Consider the following 24,727-nt stretch of genomic DNA (forward strand, 5'->3'; position numbering starts at 1 on the left):
AGGTTAATTCAAAGTGACCCCGCGGCGGATGTAGGTGGGGACGTCCAAATCTTCGCCATCGCGGATAGTGGGGTCGCTTTTATCAAACCGCCCCTTGGAGACGACTTCGAGGGGCAACATGCCCTGCTCCGGACCGCCGCGTTTGCCACGGACGCGGCCGCCTTGTTTGCGGTACAACTGGCGTGCCTTTTCCGGGGGCACGGCAGGCGGCGGCGGCACCATGCGCGCGGGCGGGCGCGGGGCGGAGGGAGGGAGGAAGGATTGCGCTTCCGCCTCGGCCTCGGGGAGAGGGGCGGTGCGGGGCGAGGCATCGGCGGGTGGCGGCTCCTGGGGCAGGCGTTCTTCCTCGCGGCCGGCGGAGGTGGAGGCCATGAGGGTGAGGAGCAAGCGGCCTTGCAAGGCGGGGTCGCAGGCCACGCCCAAAATGAGGTTGGCGTGGGGCGCCTGCTGGCGGATTTGGGCGCTGAGCCATTCCAACTCGGCGGGCAGCAAATCCTCGCCGGCGGCGATGCCAGCAACGATGAAGCTCAATTTTTGCCAGGCGCCAGATTCGGGTGGGCCGAACGTTTGGGTCAATTGCGCCCAGACGTCGAAGGTGCGGTGGTCGCCGGCGGCTTCGGCGGCGGCGAGCTGACATTCCAGCGCGCGGCCGGCGGTGGCGGCGCGCAAAGCTCCGAGGTCCAGATGAATCAAGCCGGGGAGAGCCAGGAGGCGCCACCAGGCGGCGACGACCTGGGCCAGGCGTTCATTGGCGGTGGCGAGGAGCTGGGGCACGGTTTGGCCCTCGGCGGCTTGCTGGAGCCAGGCCTGGTTGTCGAGGGGGATGGTGACATCGGCTTCTTCGCGCAAACGGCTGAGGGCCAGAATGGCCTGGCGGCGGCGGCGCGAGCCTTCCATTTCGAGCGGCAAGGCCACGACGGCCACGACCCAGGCGCCAGCGGCTTTGGCGGCGCGGGCGATGATGGGCGCGGCGCCGCTGCCGGTGCCGCCGCCCAAACCGGCCAGAAGGAAAACGACGTCGGCGCCGCTGACCAGGGCGGGCAGTTCGGATTCGCTGGCTTCGGCGGCGGCGCGGCCCTGTTTGGGGTCGCCACCGGCGCTCAAGCCGCCGAGGACGGAGCGTCCGAGGAGGAAAGTTTCGAGGCCGGCGCGCAATTGGAGGGAGCGCCAACTGGTGTCCAGGGCCACGCAGCGGATGCCCGGCCAGGCGGCGCGGGCCAGGAGGGCGGCGAGGTTGCCGCCCGCTCCGCCCACGCCCAGGACGGTGAATTTAAGGCCCGTGACCGGGAGGGAGGGTTGCGCTGGGGAAGGAGTCGGCTCGCTCATAGGATTATCCGCGTTGCATCAAACCACTGAGGGTGTCCCGGAAGCGGTCCAACAAACCGGGCTGGCGTTTTTGCTGGATGGAGCCAAATTTCACCAGACCGATGGCGGTGGCGAATTCGGGCTGGTCCTGGGTGGATTGGATGCTGTTGATGGAGCCGGCGCGGCCCAGATACACCGGCAGTTGGAAAATCTGTTCAGCGAGTTGCTGGATTTCGGGGATGCGGGCGCCGCCGCCCACAAGGAAGACGCCGCGGCGCAAGTGGTCGAGCCAGCCGGTCTGGGCGAGGTCGGCTTCAATCAACTGGAAGATTTCCTCGACGCGCAAGGCCATGATGCGGTTGAGGTGTTCGAGGTTGATGGTGCGCATGTGGAGGCCGTGGTCGGTTTCGAGCGCCACGGTCTGGCCGGCGTATTCGGGGCGGAGGACGGCGCTGCCGTATTTAATTTTCAATTCCTCGGCGCGGCCGAGGGGGACTTTGAGGCCGATGGCGAGGTCGTTGCTGATGTGGTCGCCGCCGACGGCGAGGACGCCGGTATGTTTGCAGAGGCCGCCGGCATAGATGACATATTCGGTGACGCCGGCGCCCAAATCAATGACGAGGGAGCCCATTTCCTTGTCTTCGTGGGTAAGGACGGCGAGGGCGGAGGCGAGGCCGTTGAAGGCGACACCATCGAGCTGGAGCTGGAGGCCCTGGACGACGCGCATGGCGGTTTTGATGCGGTTGTCGTTGCCGTGGACGACGTGGACGTCCACTTCGAGGCGGGAGCCGAGCATGCGGACGGGGTTGGGGATGCCGGACTGGCCGTCCACGGTGAAGTCCTGGCGCATGGTGTGAATGATGGTGTTGGCCGGGGGAATGACGACGGCGCGGGCGTTTTGGATGACCTGCTGGACGTCCTCCTCGGTGATGTCGCGGTCCACGGAGACAATCTGATGGACGCCGCGATTGGTGAGGCCCTGCAGGTGCCCGCCGGTGACGCCCAGATAGACACTGCGGATTTCGACGTCGGCATTTTTCTCGGCTTCGGCGATGGCGACGCGGACATCTTCCGCCGCCTGGACGGGGTCCACGATTTCGCCCTTGCGGACGCCGCGGGAGGCGCACTGGCCGATGCCGATGAGGCTGAGGGTGCCGGCGGGGCTCATTTCGCCCACCACCGCCACGACTTTGGCGGTGCCGATTTCGAGGCCGACGAGGAGGGAGGAGCTTCTAAACATCTTTTTTGCGCGAGGTGGTGCGGACGGTTTTGGCCGGCTTGGGGGAAGCGGGTGGCACGGCCGCAGCGTCCACGGTGGTGTAAGGGACGTTGTTGGCGACGGACAAATCGAGGGAGGCGAGGGCGCGGCCCTGGCGCTGGACGTAGTCATGGACGGCGCGCCAGCGCCAGAGCTGGCGTTCGAGGTTGTCCATGCCAAAAGAAATGCGGGCGCCCTGGCTGGTTTGGACGACCATGACCTCCGGGCTGGTCAAATCAATCCAGCGAATGTCCACCAGGCCGGCCATGGGGGAGCGCTCGAAGAGGGTGATGAGGCGGAGGGCGGCCTTGACCTGGGGGGATTCCACCACGCGGCCGGGGCGGAGCTCGACATAATTGACGCCGGTGATGACGGGGAGAAATTGATTGGTGGCGCCCCAAGGGATGGCGCGCTGGCCGGGGGAGACCGGGAGCATGACAAAGCCGGAGGCGTCGAGGGTAAAGACGACGGGGTCGCGGACGCCCGGCCCCATGGGTTGGAGGACCTGGGCCACGGCCTCGCGCTCGGTGATGCGGAGGCGGAGGGTTTGCGGCAGGACGCGCTCGACGGAAACAGAGGCAATCATGGGGACGAGTTCGAGGTCGCGTTTGACGCGGTTGAGGTCAAGGGCAAAAAGATTCTGGCCGACTTTCAAATCCGCCCAGCGGCGGATTTGTTCCGGGGAGATGACGCCGTCGGATTGGATGTCAATGGTCTGGATGGAGAAGGTGGGGTTGTTGTAGATGAGCTGGTCCATCAACCAGCTCCAGCTCCGCCACATGAGAAACAAGCCGAGCAGGGCGAGCAGGGAGAAGGCCATGGCCTTGGAGGCCAGGCGGAGGCGGTCCGAGCGCAAGCGGACGCCGCCGCGGTTGACTTCCAGGACGCGCGGGCGGTCCTGTCGCCGGTTCTTGTTTTTGTTGCCAAAGGGCCACATGGCGCAGGTTAAACCAATAATTTTTCAAGGGGGCCGCGGCGGCCTGCCCGGCGGAGCGCCAAATCAATCATGCGCTGGCAAAGGGCGCCGTAATCCAGGCCGGCGGCCAGGGCGGCCTTGGGCAAGAGGCTGGTTTCGGTCATGCCGGGGAGGGTGTTGATTTCCAGAACCATGGGGTCGCCGGCGGGAGTAATCATGATGTCCACGCGCGCGTAGTCGCGTCCGCCAATGGCCTGGAAGGCGCCCACGGCGGCGGCCTGGGCGCGGGCGGTGACGTCGGGCGGAAGGGGCGCGGGGCAGAGGTATTCGGTGGCGCCGGCGGTGTATTTGTTCTGATAGTCGTAGGCGCCGCGTTTGGGGCGCACTTCTACGATGGGGAGGGGCTGGGCGTCGAGGATGCCCACGGTGGTTTCGCGTCCGAAGAGGCGGGGTTCCACGAGGGCGCGGCGGTCGAATTGCAGGGCGTGCTCAAGGGCGGCGCGCCATTGGGCGGGGGAGTCCACGAAGGCGAGGCCGACGCTCGATCCCTGGCAGACGGGTTTGACCACCAGGGGCGGCGCCCAGCCAGGCGGCCAGGGGGCGGCGGGGTTATCCACCACGACAAAAGGCGCGGTAGGGACGCCGGCCGCGAGGCAGCGTTGTTTGGTGAGGGCCTTGTCAAAAGCCAGGCGGCTGGCTTCCGGGCCGCAGCCGGTGTAGGGCACGCCAAGGTGTTCCAACTCCTGCTGAATGGCGCCGTCTTCCCCATAAGTGCCGTGCAAGGCAAGGAAGACGACTTCGGCGCCGGGCGGGAGGGCCCAGCGTCCGGGTTGGGCGTCCACTTCGGTGACCTGATGGCCCAAGGCGCGCAAGGCCCGTGCCACCGCCGCGCCGGAGCGGAGGGAGACTTCACGCTCGGCGGAAGGGCCGCCCAAGAAGACCGCGATGTGCAAAGGGTGGCTCATGGGGTTCAACGGAAGCGTCCGCAACAACGGCCGGCCGGTGGAGCGCCGCCCGCGCCCGCAGCCGCGCCGGGGCTGGCGGGGAGTGGATTGTCTGCACGGAGCTGAGAGGCCAGTAGATGCGCGGCGACGGTAATGTCGGCGCCAGCGCCGATGAAGAGGGCGAGGTCACCCGGTTGGAGCTGGGCGCGCACGGCCTGGGCGAGGGCGGCGGGTTGTTCGCAAAGCTCGACGGGTTGTCCTTCGGTGCGGATGGCCTGCGCCAGCCATTCGCTGTCCACGCCGGGGATGGGAGGCTCGCTGGCGGGGTAAATGGGGAGGAGCCAGAGGCGGTCCGCGCCTTTGAAGCAGGTGGCGAATTGTTCGACGAGTTTCTGGGTGCGGGTGTAGCGGTGCGGTTGAAAAGCGACAAGGAGGCGCTGCGGGGACAGCGAGCGCATGGCCTGCAGGGTGAGGCGGATTTCGTTGGGATGATGGCCGTAGTCATCGTACACGGCCACGTGCGCATCCCGATAGAGACATTGTTGGCGGCGGGCGGCGCCGGAGAAACCGGCCACGGCGCGGGCGATGTCGTCCACGGCGTAACCGAGTTGATGAAGCATGGCGATGACGGCGGCGGCGTTGCTGAGGTTTTGGGCGCCAAGGAGGCGGGTATGAAATTCGCCGAGGCGCCGGCGTTGGTGCCAGATTTCAAAGCAGGAGGCGGGTTCGGGCGCGGCGCCGGAGGGGCCGGGCTGCGGGCGGCAATGGATGAATTCGAGGCGGTAATGGGCCAGGGGATGACAGCCGTAAGCGAGGGCATCGGGGCGGCGTTTCATCAAACCGGCCAGGCGCTCGTCGTCGAGGCAGTAGAGCAAGGGGCCGCCGCGGACCTGGTCGGCGAATTGTTGAAATTCGAGGCGGACAGCGGCGAAGTCCTGGAAGTAGTCGAGATGGTCTTCGTCCACGTTGAGGAGGATGGCGGCGTGGGGGCGGAATTCGAGGAGGGTGCCGTCGCTTTCATCGGCTTCGAGGACAAACCAGGGGGGCTGGCCGTTGGCCTGGCCGTGGGAGTAGCGGGCATGGGGTGATAATTGCGGGGTGAGCCAGCCCACGGCATAGCTGGGGGAGGCGCCGAGCTGTTCCAGGGCGAAAGCGAGCCAGGCGGTGGTGGTGGTTTTGCCGTGCATGCCGGCGACGCACAGCGGCCGCTGGCGGTGGGCGAGCGCGGCCAGGACGGGGGCGCGGCGGGCGAGGGGTATGCCGGCTTCGCGCGCCTGGCGCCATTCGGGGTTGTCCTCGGGCACGGCGGAGCTGCGGACCACCAGATGGGGGGCGGCGGCGGTGATGTGGGACGCGGCATGTCCCTGGTGCACCATCGCCCCGCGGGCCCGCAGGCCGGCGGTCTCGGCGTTGTCCTGCAAATCGGAGCCGGTGACGCGGCAGCCCAGGTCCAGCAGGAGATGGCCGAGGCCGCTCATGCCGCAGCCGCCCGCGCCAATCAAATGCACCGCCAGGCTGCTGCCGGCGCGGCGCAGCAGCTCTTCCACCCCCCACGTGTCCAACTCGTAACGGTTCATGCTAAAACGTTGCTTGTCTTCGGCTGCGGACGATGGTCATGGGCCGCGTGGGGAGCGCCTTTCCAGAGGTGGAGCAGCCCCACGATGTGCTCGGCCATGCGGGCGGCCGCCTCGGGATGATGCCAGCGGGCCACGGCTTCGGCCATGCGCTGGCGGGCCGCGGCATCGCCGGCGAGGCGCGCCAGTTCGCCCACCAAACGCTCCGGGGTGGCGGCCGCCTGTTCGAGCAGGACGGCGGCGCCGGCATCAGCCAGAGCGCGGGCATTGAAATACTGGTGATTATCGGCGGCCGCCGGATAGGGAATTAAAATGGCCGGGAGGCGCATGGCGGCAAATTCGGCGAGGGACGAAGCGCCCGCGCGGCTGACGGCCAGCGTGGCGGCGCCCAAGGCCAGCTCCATTTCCGAGAAAAAGGCGCGCACAAGGGCCGGCAGGCCGCGGGCGGCATAGGCCTGGCGCACGCGTTCTTCATCGCGGTCACCGGTGAAGTGAATGAACTGCCAGCCGGAGAGTGTTTTTTGCAAGGCGTCCAGGTCGCGCAAGACCAGTTCATTGATGGGGCCGGCGCCCTGGCTGCCGCCCATGATGAGGAGCGTGGGCAGGTGCGGGCGCAAGCCGAGGGCGCGGCGGGCGGCGCCGGGGTCCATGGGCTGAAATTGGGGCCGGACGGGCGTGCCGGTGTGCACGACGCGCGGATGCTTGAGGCGGGCGGCGGTGGAAGGGAAACCGACGAAAGGCTGGTGGACGAAACGGGCCAGCCAGCGGTTGGCGCGGCCGGGGATGGTGTTGGATTCGTGCAAGAAAGTCACCGCGCCGAAGCGGCGGCCGGCGTGGATGGGGGGCGCGCTGGTGAAGCCGCCCATGGCCAGCACGGCGTGGGGCGGGCGAGCCTTGAACCATGCCACACTGCGCTGGTAGGACTGCCAGAAGCCGCGGAGGAAGGCGAGATAACGATGGCCGCTCAGGCCGACGGCGGGCAGCACCTTGATTTCCATGCCGCGGACCCCCTGCACGGCTTTCTGGTCCACTTCCTTGGGAGAAATCAGGAGCCAGACGTCGCAACGGCGGGCCTGCAATTCTTCGGCCACGGCCAGGCCGGGAAAGAGGTGGCCGCCGGTGCCGCCGCAGGCGATGGCCACCAAAGGGGAGGGAGTGTGTTTGTCAGTCATCATGAGTGGCCCTCCTCCAGGCCAGCCGGTTCGCCGGCAAAGGGATTGGCGGGAACGCGCTCGAGCTCGATGCCCTGGCGGGCCACGCTCAGCAGGATGCCGACGGCGGCCATCATGAGCAGCAAGTTGGAGCCGCCGTAGCTCATAAAGGGAAGCGGCAGGCCTTTGTTGGGCAGGAGGCTGGTGACCACCGCGATGTTGACGAAGGCCTGCAGGCCAATGAGGCAGGTAATGCCAAAGGCGAGGTACATGCCGAAGGGGTCCGCGGCGCGCTCGGCAATGGCGATGCCGCAAATCAACAAAACCATGAAGGCCACGACGACAGCCAGACTGCCCATCAGGCCCAGCTCCTCGCCGACGGTGCTGAGGACGAAATCGGTATGCACTTCGGGGACGAATGTTTTTTGGCGGCCGTTGCCGAGGCCGCGGCCCTCGAGGCCGCCGGAGCCAAAGGCGAGCATGGCCTGTTTGGCCTGGTAGCCGATGGTTTCGGCATATTTTTCCGGATAAAGGAAGGAGAGGACGCGGGTGCGGCGGACGTCGTTGCTCCAAATGGCGGCGGCGAATCCCGCGAGGACAAGGAGGGCGATGGGGAGCACATGGCGCCAGCGGACGCCGGCCACCAACAACATGATGCCGCCGACACTCAGAAACAGCAAGGTGGTGCCGTAGTCGCGGCCGGCGAGAATTAACAACGCCATGACGCCCAGGAAAGCGCCGGGAATCAGGAGGCCTTCTTTGAAGCGGGACATGCGGCGCTGGCGATATTCGGCGTAAGCCGCCAGGGCGATGATGGCGGCCAGCTTGGCGAGCTCACTGGGTTGAAAGTTGACCGGTCCCAGTTGAATCCAGCGGCGCGCGCCTTTGATGGTTTTGCCGAGACCCGGGATGAAGACCAGGAGCAGGGCGACGGCCGCGAGGATGACCAGCGGCACGGCCCAGCGGCGCCAGCGGCGGTAATCCATGGCGGCGCAAACGATGGCGGCCACAAGGCCGAGGCCACACCAGAGCAATTGTTGCTGGACCAGTTGCGCGCCCTTCAGGGTCATGCTGGCGCTGTAGAGGCTCACCATGCCCAAGGCCAGCAACACCCCCACGCACACAATCAACAGGTGTGCCACCAGGGGCAGGGTATTTTTCGGGCGATGCATTCCGTCTCAGCCAGCCTCAGTTTCGTGGAAAAACCGGACGCCCGGCTGAGGCCACCGGGCGCCCGGTTGACTGAACCCAACTTACAAAGAGGCCGTCGTGTTGGCCGGCAGCGGGGTGACGTAGCCGGTGCTCGTCGGCGGCACGACGGGTGTTGCGGGCGAGGCGGGCGCCGCCTCCTGCCGCGCGGGAATGACCAGTTTCTGGCCGGGCCGGATCATGGTGGTCTTGAGATTGTTGGCCGCTTTAATCTTCTCGACGGAAGATTTTTGCGAGCGGGCAATCTTGATCAAGGTGTCGCCGGGTTTGACCTCATAGGTCACGGCGCCGGCCGGCGCGGGCAGCGCGGCCGCGGAGCCGGAGGCGGCCGGGGCCCGGGTTTCCGGCGTGGCGGCCACGGTGGCGGCGGCCTCGGGGATTTTAATTTTCTGCCCCACGCGCAAGCGGCGCGAATCCACGCCGGGGTTGGCCTTGGCAATGGCCGTGGGACTGACGTTGTATTTCTTGCCAATGGTGGTGAAGTTTTCACCCGGCTGCACTTCGTGCTCGCGCGCGCCCGCAGTGGCAGCGGTGGCGGCCGGCGCAGTCGGAGGCGGGGTCACCACGGCCGGGCCGGGGACGGGCGGCAAGGTGGCACCGGGCGGGTTGGCCAGGGGTGGCGGCGGGTTGCCCGAGGCCACGGGGTTGGAGGCCAGGTCGGGGGGTGGGGCGAAGGGATTGGCCATGCCCAAGTCCGCGGGCGGCGGGTTGCTGGGCAGGACCAGGCCGGCTTCGTTGTTATTGGCCACAGTGGCGCCGCTGCGATTATCCTTGCAGCCCTGAAGCAACAGCGCTCCCAACAAGACGACGTGAAATGCCAGGATGGCAAACACGGCGATATAGACATTGGACTTGTTCCGCGGTCTCTGTTCCTCCAGAGCACCTTGCGGCATCAACGGGTTTTGGCTACTCATAACATTAACGCATTTAGCGTCCTTTCTTTGAGGTTTTGGGTTTTAGTTGTTGCCCCGGGCTTTTCCCTCAAAAAAGCCCGAGGCAAATTCAGTTCAGTGTCCTTCAAGCATCGTATGCTCTAGCTACAGCCACTTTTTGTTTTTGTTGTGGCATCAACATTATGTTGTGCCTGCTGGGATATGCAACCACAATCTATTGTGTTCTTCAAGGCCAGCACGGAGGCACGGAAGACTTCGCCCCGATGCTGGTAATCTCGAAATTGGTCAAAACTGGAACAAGCCGGGGAGAGGAGGACGACATCCCCGGGCTGGGCTTTTTCGGCAGCACGTTGGACGGCGGTGGGCAAGTCGTCCACCAGCTCGCAGGGCACGTATAAGTGCCACGCGGAGCGCATTTTATGGCGCATTTCGCCGATGAGGAAAGCGCCTTTGACGCGCTGGGCCAGGAGGGGCCCCAGTTCATGGAAATCCAGGCCCTTGTCTTTGCCGCCGGCGATGAGCCAGAGGTTGGGACCGGAGGTTTCGGCGTGGGGCATGGAGAGGATGGCTTTGCGGACGGCATCCACGTTGGTGGCCTTGGAATCGTTGATGTATTGGACGCCGCGGATATCGGCCACCCATTCGCAGCGGTGGGGAGCTGGGGCGTAGGTTTTGAGGGCTTCCAGGGCGGAGTCTTTGGGCAATTGCAAGGCATAGGCCACGGCCAGGGTGGCCATGAGGTTTTCGGCATTGTGCACGCCGCGCAGGCGGCATTGGCGCAGGTCCAGGAGGGGGCCTTCCCAGCCGGGAAGGCGGGAGTGGATGATGCCGCGGTCCCACCATAAATCGCCGCCGGGCTCGGTGGCACTGAAGAGAATGAGGCGGGCTTGGACGCCGAGCGAGAGGGCGCGCATCTGGTTCCAGGCGTCGAGCTGGATGATGGCCCAATCACTGGCCTGTTGGTTCATGAAGAGGCGGGCTTTGGCGCGCAGGTAATCGGGCATGCCGGGGTAGCGGTCGAGATGGTCGGGGGTGACGTTCAACAGGACGGCGGCGTGAGGGCGGAATTGGTGAATGGTTTCGAGCTGGAAGGAGCTGACTTCGAGGGTCAGCACATCGTAGGGCGCGTTTTGTTGCAATACGGCGCAGACGGGCAGGCCGATGTTGCCGGCGGCGACGGTGCGGCGGCCGCAATGATTGAGCATGCGCTCGACCAGCTCGGTGGTGGTGGTTTTGCCGTTGGTGCCGGTGATGCCGACATAGGGACAGCGAAGGAAGCGGCAGCCCAGTTCCAGCTCGGCGAGGATGGGGACGCCGGCCTGCCGGAGAGGTTGGAGGAGCGGCTGAGTCAAAGGCACGCCGGGGCTGAGGACGGCCAGGTCAAAGTTGCCGCGGAGGGGTTCGCTGACGCCCAGGCGGGTGGTGACGCCGAGGGGGGCGAGAGCTTCAAGGGCGCGGCGCAATTCAGGGGTATCGGCCTGGTCCACGGCGGTGACCGGGGCGCCCTGACGGGCGAGCCATTCGGCCGCGGCGCGTCCGCTGCGGCCCAGACCGATGACCAAGGCATGTTGAGGCGGCCAGTTCATGACATGATGCTCAACGAATCTTCAAGGTGCCCAGCGCCAGAACGGCGAAGAGCACGCAAAGGATGTAAAACCGGGTGACGACCTGGGTTTCGAGCCAGCCTTTTTTCTGAAAGTGATGGTGCAGCGGGGCCATGAGAAAGATGCGGCGGCCTTCGCCATAGCGGCGGCGGGTGTATTTGAAGTAACTGGTTTGCAGCATGACCGAGACGGCCTCGAGGACGAAAACGCCGCCGGCAATCAACAGGACGAAGGGCTGTTGAATGAGGACGGCGACAATGCCCAGGATGCCACCGAGGGCCAGGGAGCCGGTATCGCCCATGAACACCTGGGCGGGATAACAATTGAACCAGAGGAAGCCCAGACCGGCGCCAATCAAGGCGGCGACCAGGACGGTGAGTTCACCGGCGCCGGGGACGTAGGTGATTTGGAGGTATTGGGAGAAGTCCACGCGGCCGGCGGCGTAGGTCATGACGAGGAAGACAAAGGCGACGATGGTGGTGCAGCCGATGGCGAGGCCGTCGAGGCCGTCGGTGAGGTTGACGGCGTTGGAGGTGCCAACGATGGCCAGGACCACGATGAGGACCCCCACGACGGCGCCGGCGGCGCCGGTGAGGAGCGGATGTTTGTAGAAAGGCACCCAGACTTCGCTGACCAGATGGCGGGTGGCAGGCAGATACCAAAGATAAGCGGCGATGAAGAAGGCCATTAAAAACTGGACCAATAATTTGGTGCGAGCGGTGACGCCGTCGCTGGTCTGGCGGGTGATTTTGGCATAGTCATCCATGAAGCCCAGGCCGGCGAGGATGATGGCGGCGAGGAGGGTCAACTGGACGAGGGTATTCCACTGGGCCCACAAGAGGGTGGTGATGCTGATGACGAGAACCATCAGCAGGCCGCCCATGGTGGGGACGCCGCGTTTGTCTCCCGGCTTCATGCGCTCGATGCCGCTCTCCTCGGCTTTGTCGAGGTAATGCTGGCTGATTTTCAGCCGTTTGAGCCAGCCAATGAACCAGGGGCCGAGCCACAAGCTGAGCAGGAGGGCGGTGGCAGCGGCGGCAATGCCGCGAAAGGTCAGGTATTTGAAGAGGCGCAAAAAGGAAAGCGTCTCCTCCGCGGCTGTGCCTTCCGCAGCAAGCAAGAGGAACTGGCTAAGGTAATACAGCATGGTTATTCACAATGGCGCCGCGGCCATGAGCCGGGGGTGGGTTTCAGCCGCACACCCGCAGCCAGCCGCACGGCAAAACGCGGCAGTCCCAGGGCGACGGCCCGCGCCTCCACCATGGCCTCGGAGAGGGGCGCGGCGCGGTGGCGCCGGAACGTGCTTTTTTTCGATGCGCTGCGTGCCATAAAAATTCAAACGGAGTTGGAAAGGGTGGGACGGAAGGCCTGCCGCAGGCGTTCGCCGAGTTGTTCCAGGCGCGCCGCGCGCGAGGCTTTCAACAAAATCAAGTCGCCGGGGCGCAGTTCGGATAACAAGAAATCCGCGGCGGAGGCCAGGTCGGCAAAGGCGTGGGCGCGGGCGAGTCCGGCGGTGCGGGCGGCTGCGGCGGTGACGCCGGCCATGGCGCCCACGGCTACCAGGGTATGAATGGGCAAACTGGCGGCGTGGCGGCCCGCTTCGCGGTGCGCGTCTTCGGCGTGGGCGCCCAATTCCGCCATGTCGCCCAGGACGGCAAAGCGGCGGCCCGCGCAGGGCAAGGAGGCCAAAGTATTGAGGGCGGCGCAGGTGGAGTCGGCGTTGGCGTTGTAGGCGTCGTCCAGGACGCGAAGGCCGCCGGTTTCCCACAATTCGAGGCGCATTTTGGCGGGGCGGCAGGCGGCGAGACCGCGGGCGGCGTCATCGGGGGACACACCCAGTTCAGCGGCGAGGGCCAGGGCGAGGAGGGCGTTCAACACTTGATGTGTGCCGAGCAAAGGCAGGAAAAATTCGCGGCTGTAGGCGGAGAGGGGGCAGCGGATGACGAAGGTCAGGCCGCGGTCATCCAGGCGGCGGATTTCGGCCTGCCAGTCGTTGTGGGAGCCGAAACCGACGCGCGTGACGGGCGCGGGGCAGCGGCGGCACGCGCGCTGGGCGAGGGGGTCATCGCCCAAGGTGAACAGGCGGCCCTGGGGAGGCAGCAACTCGGCGAGCCAGCCCTCTTCTTCAACCACGCCGTCCAGCGAGCCAAAAAATTCGAGGTGTTCGCGGCCCAGGGCGGTCAAGAGTCCATAGTGCGGGGCGGCGAGGCGGACCAGGGGCGCGAGCTCGCCGGGGTGGTTGGTGCCGAGCTCGGCGACGGCCACTTCATGGGCGGGTTCGAGTTTCAAAAGTGTTAATGGCACACCAATGTCATTGTTGAAGCTGGCTTCACTGGCCAGCACGCGGCGCGCGGGGCGGAGCACGGCGGCGGCCAGCTCCTTGGTGGTGGTTTTGCCGTGGGAGCCGGCAACACCCACCACCACACCGCGGAAGGTCTGGCGCTCGCGGCGGGCCAGGTCGGCGAGGGCGGCGCGGGGGTTGTCCACGAGGATGGCGGGGGCGTCCGGGGGCACTTGGTCCTGGCGGGAGCGGGCGGCCAGGACGGCGCGGGCGCCGCCCGCCAGGGCGGCCGCGAGAAAAGCGTGGCCGTCGAATCTCGGTCCCTCCAAGGCCACAAACAAATCTCCCGGCCGCACCTGGCGGGAATCGGTACAGACCCGCTCGACGACAAGGGAGGCGGGGCCGCGGCAATCACCGCGGCAGGCCTGAGCCAGTTCGTGCAAGGCGGCGGGTCTCATGGGGTTCTGGTGGACTGCGGATTCCGTGGGGTGTCCGGGCGATGGCCCAGCGCCTCGAGGACTTCGCGGGCATGGACGCGGTCGTCAAAGGGCACCACGGTGTCGCGAAATTCCTGATAGGTCTCGTGCCCCTTGCCGGCGAGGAGGACGGTGTCGCCGGGTTGGGCCTGGCGCAGGATTTCCTCGATGGCGCGGCGGCGGTCGAGTTCAACGGTAAAGCCGGTGTCACGGACTTCGCGGTAGCCGGCGACAATGGCGGCGGCGATTTCGTCGGGGGATTCCTTGCGCGGGTTGTCGCTGGTGATGAAGGTCAGGTCGGCCAGCTCGGCGGCGACGCGGCCCATTTTGGGGCGCTTGCCCTTGTCACGGCTGCCGCCGCAGCCAAAGGCGAGGAGGAGGCGGCCGGGGGTGATTTCCTTGAGAGTGCGCAGGACATTGCGGAGAGCGTCATCGGTGTGCGCATAATCCACCAGGACGGTGAAGGGCTGGCCGGCGTCCACGCGTTCGAGGCGGCCGGGGACGGGGGGCATGGATTCGAGGGCCTGGCGGATGGCGGCGAGGGGGAGGTGCAAGGCCAGGGCGGCGCCGGCGGCGGCGAGGGCGTTATAGACATTGTGGCGGCCGATGAGCGGAAGACGCAGAGTGAAAGGTTCGGGCGCGCCTTCGACGCGGAAGCGGCAGCCATTGGCCGCCAGCGTGACTTCGACGGCGCGGAGCTGGGCGGCCTCGGAGAGGCCGTAGGTTAATTTGACGGCACAATCGGAGCGCTGGCGGAGGCGTTCGCCATAGGCATCATCAATGTTGATGACGGCGGCCTGTTTTTTCTGGCCGCCGTGGGCGAGGAACAGTTTTTCCTTGGCGGCATAATAATTTTCCATGGTGCCGTGCCAGTCGAGGTGGTCCTGGGTGAGGTTGGTGAAGACGGCGGCATCGAAGTCCACGCCGAGCACGCGTTTTTGGTCGAGGGCATGGGAGCTGACTTCCATGACGCAGGCCCGGCAGCCGGAGCGGAGCATTTGGGCCAGCATGGACTGGATTTCGACGGCTTCGGGAGTGGTGCGGGAAGCGGGGATGACGCGCTCGCCAATTTCATAGCGGACGGTGCCCATGAGGCCGCTGGGGCAACCGGCGGCTTCGAGGATGGCCTTGACCATGAAGGCGACGGTGGTTTTGCCGTTGGTGCCGGTGACGCCGATGACCTGGAGGCGGGCGGAGGGATGGCCGTAGAAGGCGGCGGCCAGGCGGGCGAGGGCTTCGCGGGCGTCGGGCACCAGGATGCGGGTGACGCGGGTGGTGGGGTAGCCGTTGCGTTCGCTGACCACGGCGACGGCGCCGCGGCTGATGGCTTCGGGGATGAATTGATGGCCATCAGTGTTCTGGCCCGGGACGGCGACGAAGACCATGCCGGGGGTGACGCGGCGGGAGTCATAGACAATGCCGGTGACCTGGCGGTCGAGCGAGCCGTCCATGCGCACGGGCTGCAAGGCCTTCACCAGCTCCCGCAAGGTCATGATGGTTTGCATGGGTTCATCCTGTGCCTGTCAATTGCGGACCGGCGCCGCCAGGGGCCGTCCCGCCGGGCGGGCGGCGATGGGGGTGCCGCCGGGGGCGGGGGCTTCGAGGTCCGGTCGCAGGTTGAGGTAGTTGCCGATGCGCTCGGCAATGCGTTGAAAGACGGGTCCGCAGACTTCGCCGCCGTAGTAGCCGTGCTTGGGATAATCCATGACGACGGAGACACAGACTTCCGGGTCGTCGGCCGGGAAAAAGCCGATGAAGGAGGAGTAATATTTTTCGTGGGAGTATCCGCCGGCCTCCGGTTTCTGGGCAGTGCCGGTTTTGCCGGCGCAGGAATAGTGTTCGAGGCGGGCCTTGTAGGCGGTGCCTTCGCGGGTGACGACGGTTTTGAGGGCGCGGACCATCTGGGCGGCGGCCTCGGGTTTGATGACCTGGCGGACGGGTTGGGGGTTGTATTTGGCCACCACCCGGCCGTCGTTGTCTTCGAGGCGGTCCACGAGCAGGGGCCGCATCAGGACGCCGCGGTTGGCGATGGCGCACATGGCATAGGCCATTTGCAGGCGGGTCACGGCCAGGCCGTGGCCCATGGGGATTTGGGCGAGCTTGACCTTTTCCCAATGTTTGGGGGCGTAGAGCATGCCGCTGACTTCGCCGGGGAGGCTCACGCCGGTGCGTTCGCCGAAGCCGAAGGCGCGGATGTAATCGTAGAGGCGCTGTTCGCCGAGGAGCATGCCGATTTTGGCGGCGCCGATGTTGGAGGATTTGGTGATGATGGCTTCGACGCTCAAATTGCCGTAACGGTGGTGGTCATGAAGGACGCGGCCGCCGTAGGCGAAGGCGCCGTTTTCGCAGAAGATCACGTCTTCGAGCCGGACCAGGCCTTCATTGAGGGCGCCGGCCACCACCACCACTTTGAAGGTGCTGCCGGGTTCGTTCATGTCGGTGACCATGCGGTTGCGGCGGGCGTCCGGGGGGTAGTCGCCGGGGGCGTTGGGGTCAAAGTCCGGCAGAGTGGCCATGGCGAGGATTTCACCGGTGCGCGGGCGGACCACCAGGCAGGTGATGCTGTCGGGGTGATGTTGGCGGGCGGCGGCGGCGATTTCGGTTTCGACGATGTATTGCACCTGGGCATCGAGGGTGAGGATGACGTTCAGGCCGTCGGCGGGTTCGACATCCTGCTGGCGGAGGAAGACGAGTTCGCGGTTTTTGCCGTCCTTTTCGGTGACGCGCCAGCCGCGGACGCCGGCGAGCTGGCGGTCGAATATGCGTTCGATGCCCTCGACGCCGACGGTATCAAAGACCGGCTGGCCGTTGACCTCCACTTCGTGCATTCCCACGTAGCCCAAGACGTGCGAGGCCAGGCGGTGGTTGGGATAGACGCGCAACTGGTCATCCACGGGGTAAGGGAAAATGGCCTTGTGGCGCAGGTTGTGATAGAACTGGGCCTGGGTGCGGGAGAGGGTGCGTCCTTCCAGGCCGAAGGTGAGGTTGGTCATGGTACGGCGGACCTGTTCCCAGGTTTCGAGGGGGACTTTGCGTTTGAGGATGACAAAGCGGTTGGTGAGCCACTGGCCTTGGGCATTGGTGCGCCAGCGGCGGTTGAGCAGCTCGTAGAGGCGGGCCTCGGGCAATTCGAGGACGGGGGCCAGGGCGCGGGTGAGTTCCACGGCGTGGGGGCCGATGAGGCTGGGGTCGGCGCAGACGGTTTTGGCGGGCAGACTGACGGCGAGCGGGTTGCCGCGGATGTCGCGGATTTCACCGCGGCGCGGGGTGAAAAGGAACTCGCGGCGGGTGTTGGCCTCGGACTGGGGGAGGAGCACGTCGTGCCGGACGACGTGCAGCTCCACCAGGCGGTAGCCCAGCCCGGCAAAGCCGAGGAGGAGCAGCCCGGCCAAAAAGCCCATGCGCCGCAGTTGTTGGGCGGTAATCATGAAAACGCACTTACCCTGCCAGCCACCCGCGCCGCCTACCGAACCCTCAATTTCAGTTTCGGCGCGGGTGGCGGCAAAAATTGTTCATCGTCAGCGCAGTGTTGCCGGGGCCGCCGGCAAGGCGGCCGCCGCGCCATCGGCCAGTTGCAAACGGGCCGCCAGGTCCGCCGGGGCGGAGGTGGCGCCAGCGCCTGGAGGCAGGTGCGGCTCGGGGAGCCGCACGATTTGTGACGGCTGCGGCGGCACCAGACCCAGGCTCAGCTCGGCGGCGCGGGCATGCAAAAAGGGCGGCGCCCGCAAGGTGGCCAGTTGCCGGGCCTGGCGGGCATTTTCGGTGCGGAGCTGTTCCAATTGTTTTTCTTTCCGCACGATGTCCTGCGACAGGCGGTGAATCTGATTCTTCAAGCCGACGTAGCCCACGCCGGCGGCGGCCAGCAAGGCGCACAATAAAACGGTCTTGACTGCCACCCCAAACCGTACGGCGGACGTATGACGTTTGCGGTTTTTCATAACTCGTCTCCACCCGCATTTAACATTTTTCCAGCACCCGGAGCTGCGCGCTGCGGCTCCGGGGATTGGCCGCGCATTCAGCCGCGGAAGGCCGCACGGCCTTGCGCGTGAGCCAGCGCAGGCGCGGGGCGCGTGGACGGCGCAGCTCCGGCACGTCCACGCCGCCGGGGCATTCGTAATCCCGCGCGGCCTCGCGGCCAAAAGCCTTGACCACCCGGTCTTCGGCCGAATGAAAGGTAATGACACATAACCGCCCGCCCGGCCGCAGCACGCGTTCGGCCGCAGCCAAGCCGCGTTGCAACGCGCCCAGCTCGTCGTTGACGGCCATCCGCAGGGCCAGGAAAACCTGGGTCGCGGGATGGGTCCGTTTGCCCGCCCGCGGCTGGCGCGCGGCGATGAAATCCGCCAGTTGGCGGGTGGTTTCAAAGCGCCGCCGCTGCCGCTCGCGCTCGATGGCCCGGGCCAGTCCCCAGGCGCCCGGCTGGTCGGCGAATTCCTGGAAGATGCGGGCGAGGTATTCCACCGGGGCCTCGTTGATGAGGCCCGCCGCCGTGAGGCTCTGTCGCGCATCCATCCGCATATCCAAGGGACCATCCTGCAGCAAACTGAATCCGCGCTCCGGCTGATCGAGCTGCGGAGAGCTGACGCCCAAGTCCAACAACACTCCATCACAACTCCCCGGCGGCACCCAGGCATCCAGCTCCGCGTAGTTGCCGTGCCGCAACTCGAACCGCCCCGCATAGGCCGCCAGCCGCTCGGCCGCCGCGGCCACCGCCTGGGCATCGCGGTCGCAACCGTACAACCAGCCATCGGGCGCGCTGGCGGCCAGAATCCGGGCCGCGTGGCCGCCGCCCCCCACGGTGCCATCCACATAGCGTCCGCCGGCGCGCGGTTGAAGCCAGGCCAGCACTTCTTCCACCATCACCGGCTGGTGGACAAAGTCCGACATGTCAACGGCTCCGCGGTTGGCGATGCCGCAGCCAGGGACGCCGCAGCCAGGCCCAAGTGCGCGCCCACCAAGGCGTTTTGGCCGGGGGTGTTGGCGGCGGCGGCACGGTAACCGGCACCACTTCCAAATCCGACTCGCGCAAATCGTTCCGCACGGGTTGCACCAGGCCCAGCGCCAGTTCCCCCTGGCGCGGCAGGGCGCCCGCATTGGCCCCGCGCGAGTGTGTTTGCAAAAACCAGCGTCCAGTGGCCGGCAACGAGGTTGGGGCTGGCGCGGGTTGGGGCGCGGCGGCCCCTGCCGGCTCCGCGGGGAGCAAAGCGGCTTCGGGCAGGGGCGATGCCGCGCGTTCTTCCAGGCCTGCCACCGGCGGTTGCGAGTGGTCAAAGATTGTGTCCACCATCACCGGCCCGCCGGGCCGTCCGGCAGCGCCCGTCCGCCGGTGGTTGGCGAAGCGCGGCACCACCGGGCCGGACGCCAGTTTGTAGCGTCCGGGACCGCTGACGTTCTTGATGCTTTTGCCCAAAGCCAGGTATTGCGCCAGACTCATAGTGCTACACCAGTTTTTGTGACTCGTCGCGCCGGTCCAAATCCTTTGCCTTGACCTGGTCGTAGAATTCAGGGTTCCAAATCTGGAAACGGAACAACAACCCCTTGAGCACGACTTCCTTTCCCAGGTTGGCGGCCTTGGCCAGTTGCTCCGGGAGGCGGATGCGGCCGACTTTGTCGGCGGTAACTTTGGTGGAGCGGGCCACGAGGCGTTGCAGGCTTTCCGCGTTGGAATCGAAGAACGGCAATTCTTTCAAACGCCGGAGGAGTTCCTGCATGCCGCTGGGGGGCACGCCCATGAGACAAGGGGGCTGGTCCGTTTTGTCCCACAACATGAGAAAGAACGTGGTCTCCTGTCCCGCCGGGGCCCGCCACTCGGCGGGGATGCAAACCCTGCCTTTATCGTCCACGGTGTGGCGATGTTCGAGCAGGTAAAAGACTTCGCTGCCGTTGTCGGACATGAGACCCAAAGTGTGAACCCTTTTTCCCACAAATCCACACTTTTGTGCCACTTTATCCCACTTAACTACCCCGTCAATACATTTTCACAAAAAAGTTATCCACAATTTATTCACCGTTTTAGGGGGTGATTTCAAGGTTTTCCAAAACTTCAAAGGATTGTAATAATTGAATATAACTAATTGATTACCAGCACTTTATAAAATTGCAAAAACAACGGGAATTGAGCAAATTAAGCAAGGATAGCCGGGCTTGAATGGGTATTTGGAAATCTTATTCACCACTTTTTTTCTTGTCTTCATCCTGATTTTTCCTCCATGCGAGAGCTATCTGTTGGCCATGCAACTTTAACGTCATAGCTGAATTATTTCTGGCTTTGGAGGACTGGAAGAATGACCCTCTTTTGGTGGTATCAATGGTGGAAAGTGGCTCAGGTTTCTTGGGGAGGTCTTGGCGAAGGAGGACAAATTGACTCACTTTTGGAGGGCACAAGCATGGGACGGGCAGTCCTCTTGTGGTGGGCCGCAGGGGTTGCAGGTCAGTGCGAGAGCCAGGATTGTGGACGGCATGGACGAAGGCAACTTGAAGCTTCGGAGCCGGGTTTCATTGGGGTTTTAGATTTCCACCTCGGGTGATTTGTGGCAGAAAGCGGCGCGATGCGGACCGAAGATTTTAATTATGCGCTGCCTGAGGAATTGATTGCGCAAGAGCCTGCGCCCTGCCGGGACGCTTCGCGGCTGCTGGTGGTGGAGCGCGCCACGGGCCGGCTGCATCACCAGGTTTTCCGGGATTTGCCGGGCTGGCTGCGGCCGGGGGACGTGCTGGTGCTGAATGACTCGAAGGTCATCCCGGCGCGGTTGCAGGCGCGCACGCCGCGCGGGGCGCAGGTGGAGCTGTTATTGCTGGAGGAGGCGGCGCCCAATGAATGGTGGGTGATGGCGGGGCCGGGCCGGAAAGCGCCGGTGGGGGCGGTGTTGCAATTGCTGGACCGGCGGCAGCAGGCCACGGGTATAAGTGTTGAAATAACACAAATAAACCCGGCCGGGCATCGGCGCGCGCGCTTTGGGGGGGTGGCCAGTTTGTGGAATCATCTGGAGGAATTGGGGGAGCCGCCGTTGCCGCCTTACATTCAACGGCCGGGCGGCCATGCCCGGCCGGAGGATTTCACGCGGTACCAGACGGTGTATGCCGGGCCGGCGGGGTCGGTGGCCGCGCCCACGGCGGGACTGCACTTCACGCCGGCGATGCTGGCACAGTTGGAGGCGCAGGGGGTGAAGCTGGCACGGGTGACGCTGCATGTGGGGGTGGGCACGTTTGCGCCGGTGAAGGCGGCGCGGGTGGAAGACCACGTGATGCACGAGGAGCGGTATGCGGTGAGCGCGGAGGCGGCCGCCGTCATCGAAAAGGCGCGGGCGGCGGGGGGGCGGGTGGTGGCGGTGGGGACCACGTCGCTGCGGGTGTTGGAGACGGTGGCGCGGGAGCATGGGGGACATATTGTGTCCCACTCCGGCCGCACGCGCCTGTTTGTGTATCCCCCCTGCGAGTTTCGCGTGGTGGAGGTGTTGTTGACCAATTTTCATCTGCCCCAATCCACGCTGTTGATGCTGGTGAGCGCCTTTGCGGCGCCCGGCCGGCTGGAGGGGCGTGAGCTGATTTTGCGGGCCTATCGGGAGGCGGTGGAGCGGCGGTATCGGTTTTTCAGCTACGGCGATGCGATGCTGCTGGTTTGAGGGGGAGGCAAAAAAACACCCGCGGAAAGCTCCGCGGGTGGGCAAGGTTCGAGGTGGATGGCGCTTTATTTGAGGGTGGCGCGGTCCACGATTTTGACGCTGATGACCTCGATGCGCTGGGTGGGTTTGCTCATTTCGCGGCCGTTGGAGGCACAGGGGACGGAGGCAATCTTGTCCAGCACGTCCTCGCCCTTAATCAACTTGCCAAAGGCGGTGTATTGGCGGTCGAGGTGCGGGGCGCGGGCGTGCACGATGAAGAACTGGGAGCCGGCGGAGTCGGGGTGCGGGCCGCGGGCCATGGAGATGACGCCTTTGTCATGGGGGCGTTCGTTGAATTCGGCCTTGATGGTATAACCGGGGCTGCCGGTGCCCCAGAGGGCTTCCTTGGCGGGGTCCTTGGTGAGGGGGTCGCCGCCCTGAATCATGAAGCCTTTGATGATGCGGTGGAAACAGGTGCCATCATAAAAGCCTTTTTTGGCCAGGGTGACAAAGTTTTCGACGGTTTTGGGAGCCACGTCCGGCCAGAATTCAATGACCATCTCGCCCAACGTGGTTTTCATGACGGCGACTTCGTTGGTGTTCAATTTTTTGCCCTCGGTTGAAGTGGTGGTTTCGGCGCCCCAGGCCACGCAGGCCAGCGCCAGACTGCACGCCCATGCCAACCAGCCAAGACGCATTGTTTTCATGGAGCGGAGGATGTGCCACAAGGCGGGCAATTTGTCACGCAAAAACAATGATGGTTTTAGGGTTGCCGCGCGTCCATTCTAGTGGTCAACTGAACGTCAAGCCTATGAAAAACAAAGTGTTGTCTCTGAAGGTCCTGGCCGTTGCGGCCGGGCTGGTGGCGGTGTCCGCGCTGCAGGCGCAAACGGTGGAGCCGGGTTTTCAAAGTTTGTTCAACGGGCGTGATTTGTCCGGCTGGCGGGGGAATCCGGAGCTGTGGTCGGTGAAGGACGGGGTGATTACGGGGATTACGAAGGCGGAGCCCAAGCTGACGCACAATACGTTTCTGGTCTATACCAACCGGGAATTCAGCGACTTCGAGCTGCGGCTGTCCTATCGCATTGAGAAGGGCAATTCGGGCATCCAGTACCGGAGCCGGGTGGTGAAGGAGGGGGCGTTTGGGCCGATTGTGCATGGCTACCAGGCGGACTTTGAGGCAGGCAAGAATTACTCGGGCATTCTCTACGAAGAAGGCGGGCGGGGCATTCTGGCCAAGCGGGGGGAGAAGACGGTCTTGCGGGCGGACCCGCAGGACGCCAACAAGGTGAAGATTGAGGTGGTGGGGAGTGTGGGGGATTCCAACGAGATTCAGGCCTCCATCAAAAACGAGGACTGGAATGATTACGTGGTCATTGCCAAGGGCAATCATCTGCAACACTTCATCAACGGCAAACTCACGGTGGACGTGGTGGACGAGCATACGGCCAAGGCGGCCAAGGCGGGCGTGATTGCGCTGCAAATCCACGTGGGGCCGCCGATGGTGGTGCAATTCAAAAACATACGCATCAAGCCCCTGTAAGGGCGGCGGGCGCCCGACTGCCTCCAACGCTGGCCCCGCCGGTGGGAGGGGAGTATTATAATAAGCCAACCTTTTGAAGGTTGGTTTTCTGGTGGTATATTGTTCAATCGCGCGCGGCATGTGGCCTTTCAGGCGCATCAATCTATGGCGTGATTATGCCCGCCGCCGATGGGGCGAGCCGGTGGGGAAAATTATTTTGAGCACCGGCATTGCCTGTCCGCATCGGGCGCAGGGAGGTTGTGTGTATTGCGCGCCGGAAAGTTTCCGGCCTTATTACTTGCATCCGGAGCGCACGCCGGAAGAACAATTGGAGATGGGGCGGGCGTACCTGCGGCAGCTTCGGGTGCAATGTTACATGGCCGGATTCCAACACGAGACCGCCACAGCGGGCGAATGGCCGGTGCTGGCGCAGGTCTTCCAAACGGCGATAAAGGACCCGGATTGTCTGGGGCTAATCTTGAGCACGCGCCCGGATTATGTGTCGGAGGAGTTTCTGCAGCGGCTGGAGGCGCTGGCGGATGCGTGGTGGAACAAGGTGATTATTTTGGAGCTGGGCCTGCAAACGGCCAATGACCAGGCGCTGGCGGAAATGAACCGGGGCCACACGACGGCGGATTTCATGGCGGCCGCGGCGCGGATTCGGAGCCGGCCACGCTTTGAGCTGGGCGCCCATCTTATTTTGGGATGGCCCGGCGAAAGTCTGGAGGACATGCGCCACAGTGTGCACCTGGCGGCGGTGGTGGCGGGCGTGCAGCACTTGAAGCTGCATCATTTGCAGGTGGTCAAAAATACGCCCCTGGCGCGGCGGTATGAGAAACAGCCGTGGCCGCTGCCGACGGCGGAGGAATATCTGGACTGGCTCTGCACATTGTTGCCGGAAATCCCGGCCACGGTGGTGTTGCATCGGTTGTGGAGCACGTGCCGTCCCGATTTGCTGATTGCGCCACGATGGGAGTGGGACCCCAACCGCCTGTATCAGCAACTGGCGGAGCGTTTGGAGGCCCGCAATGTGTGGCAGGGCGAGGCTTTGCGGATGGTCCCGGCATGAGCGTGTTTCAGCCAGCGCCCAAGGCGAAGGTTTTTCTCTCCCTGCTCTACGCCGGGCCGGCCGGGGGCACGGCCACGCCGGTGGCGCTTGAGGCGTTGAGCGCCATGGAGGCGGTGTTGGGGGAGGCGGATGTGACCAGCCCGCCGCTGGCGTTTAACTTCACCCGATATTACGAGCCGGAGATGGGGGCGCCCTTGTGGCGGCTGGCGGTTTCGTTCACGCCGTTGACCTCGCCGGAGCGGCTGGTGGAAATCAAGCATTTCACGGCCTCGCTGGAGCAGCGGCTGGCACAGGCGGACGGGCGCCGGCGAGTGAACCTGGACCCCGGCATGTTGACGGTGGAAAATCTCATCCTCGCCACGGGCAAGAAAAGTCCGCATCGGATTTACCTGGGGCGCGGGGTGTATGGGGACTTGGAGTTGATTTACCGTGAGGGGCACTTTGCGCCGTTGCCGTGGACGTATCCAGATTATGCCGGCACGGAATTGCAAGGCTGGCTGGAGAAAATGCGCGGGCGGCTGCTGGCGCAATTGCGGGAGTCGGCTGAGGCCACGGCCGGGGCACGGAGTTAAGAGCTCGTGGCTACGCTGGTTTCGCCCTGCTGGGGCTTGTGCAGGTGGGCGGGAAGCCGGCGGGGGGGTGAACGTGGCAGTCCTTTGGCTCCGTTGTCCTGCATGGTGGGCGTAGGTTACGTCTCTGCCCATCGGGCTGTGGCGGCATTCGAGGAGTAGAAGAATGACTTCCCTTCGGCGGAACGCCGAAGGGCACATCCCGCTACAGCGGGACGTGTGCCCCCCGAGACCTTCAAACCCCGGCGTCTTTGCGCCTCCCGACCTTGATGTTATTAAAATCAAGATTCCGAGCACTGAATATCTCCGGGGTAAGCAGGTGATAATGCGGAAGAATGATTATGCCGCCCCGCTG

Annotated in this window: 23 protein-coding genes; 4 read left to right on the plus strand and 19 right to left on the minus strand. The window is 65.0% G+C overall.

Annotated elements, in window-relative coordinates:
- Positions 1-3 precede the first annotated feature (3 nt).
- From NXS98_RS09720 to NXS98_RS09805, 18 genes are all read right to left on the minus strand, one after another.
- Positions 4-1,326 carry an FtsZ/tubulin family protein gene (locus NXS98_RS09720; RefSeq protein WP_283844767.1) on the minus strand — a complete coding sequence of 441 codons (1,323 nt, stop codon included), beginning with the start codon at positions 1,324-1,326 and terminating at the stop codon, positions 4-6.
- A gap of 4 nt (positions 1,327-1,330) precedes the next feature.
- The gene (ftsA, locus tag NXS98_RS09725; RefSeq protein WP_283844768.1) at positions 1,331-2,545 is read right to left on the minus strand and encodes a cell division protein FtsA; all 1,215 of its coding nucleotides are present in this window, start codon (positions 2,543-2,545) and stop codon (positions 1,331-1,333) included.
- Complete coding sequence (locus NXS98_RS09730; protein WP_283844769.1) at positions 2,538-3,500, minus strand: cell division protein FtsQ/DivIB; 963 nt, start codon at positions 3,498-3,500, stop codon at positions 2,538-2,540. The genes ftsA and NXS98_RS09730 overlap by 8 nt, the downstream gene beginning before the upstream one ends.
- An 8-nt stretch (positions 3,501-3,508) precedes the next feature.
- The gene (locus NXS98_RS09735) at positions 3,509-4,444 is read right to left on the minus strand and encodes a D-alanine--D-alanine ligase family protein (RefSeq protein ID WP_283844770.1); all 936 of its coding nucleotides are present in this window, start codon (positions 4,442-4,444) and stop codon (positions 3,509-3,511) included.
- 5 nt (positions 4,445-4,449) lie between these two features.
- A complete protein-coding gene (gene murC / locus NXS98_RS09740) occupies positions 4,450-6,000 on the minus strand; it encodes a UDP-N-acetylmuramate--L-alanine ligase (RefSeq protein WP_283844771.1) in 1,551 nt (516 codons plus the stop codon).
- Entirely contained in the window at positions 5,997-7,172 is a 1,176-nt protein-coding gene (gene murG / locus NXS98_RS09745; RefSeq protein WP_283844772.1) for an undecaprenyldiphospho-muramoylpentapeptide beta-N-acetylglucosaminyltransferase, read from the minus strand. Before murG ends, murC begins: the two co-directional genes overlap by 4 nt.
- Entirely contained in the window at positions 7,169-8,320 is a 1,152-nt protein-coding gene (gene ftsW / locus NXS98_RS09750; protein ID WP_283844773.1) for a putative lipid II flippase FtsW, read from the minus strand. The genes murG and ftsW overlap by 4 nt, the downstream gene beginning before the upstream one ends.
- 81 nt (positions 8,321-8,401) lie before the next feature.
- Positions 8,402-9,271 (minus strand): LysM peptidoglycan-binding domain-containing protein, encoded by an 870-nt coding sequence (locus tag NXS98_RS09755; protein WP_283844774.1) that lies wholly within the window; start codon positions 9,269-9,271, stop codon positions 8,402-8,404.
- Positions 9,272-9,390: 119 nt separating this feature from the next.
- Complete coding sequence (murD, locus tag NXS98_RS09760) at positions 9,391-10,836, minus strand: UDP-N-acetylmuramoyl-L-alanine--D-glutamate ligase (RefSeq protein ID WP_283844775.1); 1,446 nt, start codon at positions 10,834-10,836, stop codon at positions 9,391-9,393.
- A gap of 10 nt (positions 10,837-10,846) precedes the next feature.
- Complete coding sequence (gene mraY, locus NXS98_RS09765; protein ID WP_283844776.1) at positions 10,847-12,001, minus strand: phospho-N-acetylmuramoyl-pentapeptide-transferase; 1,155 nt, start codon at positions 11,999-12,001, stop codon at positions 10,847-10,849.
- A gap of 2 nt (positions 12,002-12,003) precedes the next feature.
- On the minus strand, positions 12,004-12,183 hold the full coding sequence (locus tag NXS98_RS09770) for a hypothetical protein (RefSeq protein ID WP_283844777.1): 180 nt from the start codon (positions 12,181-12,183) through the stop codon (positions 12,004-12,006).
- 6 nt (positions 12,184-12,189) lie between these two features.
- Positions 12,190-13,593: a UDP-N-acetylmuramoyl-tripeptide--D-alanyl-D-alanine ligase gene (locus NXS98_RS09775; RefSeq protein WP_283844778.1), complete on the minus strand. Its 1,404-nt coding sequence runs from the start codon at positions 13,591-13,593 to the stop codon at positions 12,190-12,192.
- Positions 13,590-15,116 carry a UDP-N-acetylmuramoyl-L-alanyl-D-glutamate--2,6-diaminopimelate ligase gene (locus tag NXS98_RS09780; protein ID WP_283844779.1) on the minus strand — a complete coding sequence of 509 codons (1,527 nt, stop codon included), beginning with the start codon at positions 15,114-15,116 and terminating at the stop codon, positions 13,590-13,592. Before NXS98_RS09780 ends, NXS98_RS09775 begins: the two co-directional genes overlap by 4 nt.
- 18 nt (positions 15,117-15,134) lie before the next feature.
- Positions 15,135-17,039: a peptidoglycan D,D-transpeptidase FtsI family protein gene (locus NXS98_RS09785; protein WP_283844780.1), complete on the minus strand. Its 1,905-nt coding sequence runs from the start codon at positions 17,037-17,039 to the stop codon at positions 15,135-15,137.
- 90 nt (positions 17,040-17,129) lie between these two features.
- Positions 17,130-17,549, minus strand: a complete 420-nt coding sequence (locus tag NXS98_RS09790) for a hypothetical protein (protein WP_283844781.1) — start codon at positions 17,547-17,549, stop codon at positions 17,130-17,132.
- 19 nt (positions 17,550-17,568) lie between these two features.
- Positions 17,569-18,498 carry a 16S rRNA (cytosine(1402)-N(4))-methyltransferase RsmH gene (rsmH, locus tag NXS98_RS09795; RefSeq protein ID WP_283844782.1) on the minus strand — a complete coding sequence of 310 codons (930 nt, stop codon included), beginning with the start codon at positions 18,496-18,498 and terminating at the stop codon, positions 17,569-17,571.
- Between the two features lies 1 nt (position 18,499).
- Positions 18,500-19,045: a hypothetical protein gene (locus tag NXS98_RS09800; RefSeq protein ID WP_283844783.1), complete on the minus strand. Its 546-nt coding sequence runs from the start codon at positions 19,043-19,045 to the stop codon at positions 18,500-18,502.
- A gap of 4 nt (positions 19,046-19,049) precedes the next feature.
- Positions 19,050-19,505, minus strand: a complete 456-nt coding sequence (locus NXS98_RS09805) for a division/cell wall cluster transcriptional repressor MraZ (RefSeq protein WP_283844784.1) — start codon at positions 19,503-19,505, stop codon at positions 19,050-19,052.
- A 636-nt stretch (positions 19,506-20,141) separates the two neighbouring features.
- Here NXS98_RS09805 and queA point away from each other — a divergent pair.
- Positions 20,142-21,233, plus strand: coding sequence for a tRNA preQ1(34) S-adenosylmethionine ribosyltransferase-isomerase QueA (gene queA / locus NXS98_RS09810; protein WP_343214087.1), 1,092 nt, complete (start codon positions 20,142-20,144; stop codon positions 21,231-21,233).
- A gap of 65 nt (positions 21,234-21,298) precedes the next feature.
- Here queA and NXS98_RS09815 read toward each other — a convergent pair whose 3' ends face one another.
- Positions 21,299-21,793, minus strand: a complete 495-nt coding sequence (locus NXS98_RS09815; protein WP_283848154.1) for a peptidylprolyl isomerase — start codon at positions 21,791-21,793, stop codon at positions 21,299-21,301.
- A 230-nt stretch (positions 21,794-22,023) separates the two neighbouring features.
- Here NXS98_RS09815 and NXS98_RS09820 point away from each other — a divergent pair, with 230 nt between their 5' ends.
- The 3 genes from NXS98_RS09820 (at position 22,024) to NXS98_RS09830 (ending at position 24,375) form a co-directional block, all read left to right on the plus strand.
- Positions 22,024-22,755, plus strand: a complete 732-nt coding sequence (locus NXS98_RS09820; RefSeq protein WP_283844785.1) for a 3-keto-disaccharide hydrolase — start codon at positions 22,024-22,026, stop codon at positions 22,753-22,755.
- A gap of 118 nt (positions 22,756-22,873) precedes the next feature.
- Positions 22,874-23,803, plus strand: a complete 930-nt coding sequence (gene mnmL, locus NXS98_RS09825) for a tRNA modification radical SAM protein MnmL/YtqA (RefSeq protein ID WP_283844786.1) — start codon at positions 22,874-22,876, stop codon at positions 23,801-23,803.
- The gene (locus NXS98_RS09830; protein WP_283844787.1) at positions 23,800-24,375 is read left to right on the plus strand and encodes a DUF4416 family protein; all 576 of its coding nucleotides are present in this window, start codon (positions 23,800-23,802) and stop codon (positions 24,373-24,375) included. The genes mnmL and NXS98_RS09830 overlap by 4 nt, the downstream gene beginning before the upstream one ends.
- Positions 24,376-24,727 lie beyond the last annotated feature (352 nt).

Origin of the sequence: Fontisphaera persica (assembly GCF_024832785.1) — a bacterium.
GTDB lineage: Bacteria > Verrucomicrobiota > Verrucomicrobiia > Limisphaerales > Fontisphaeraceae > Fontisphaera > Fontisphaera persica.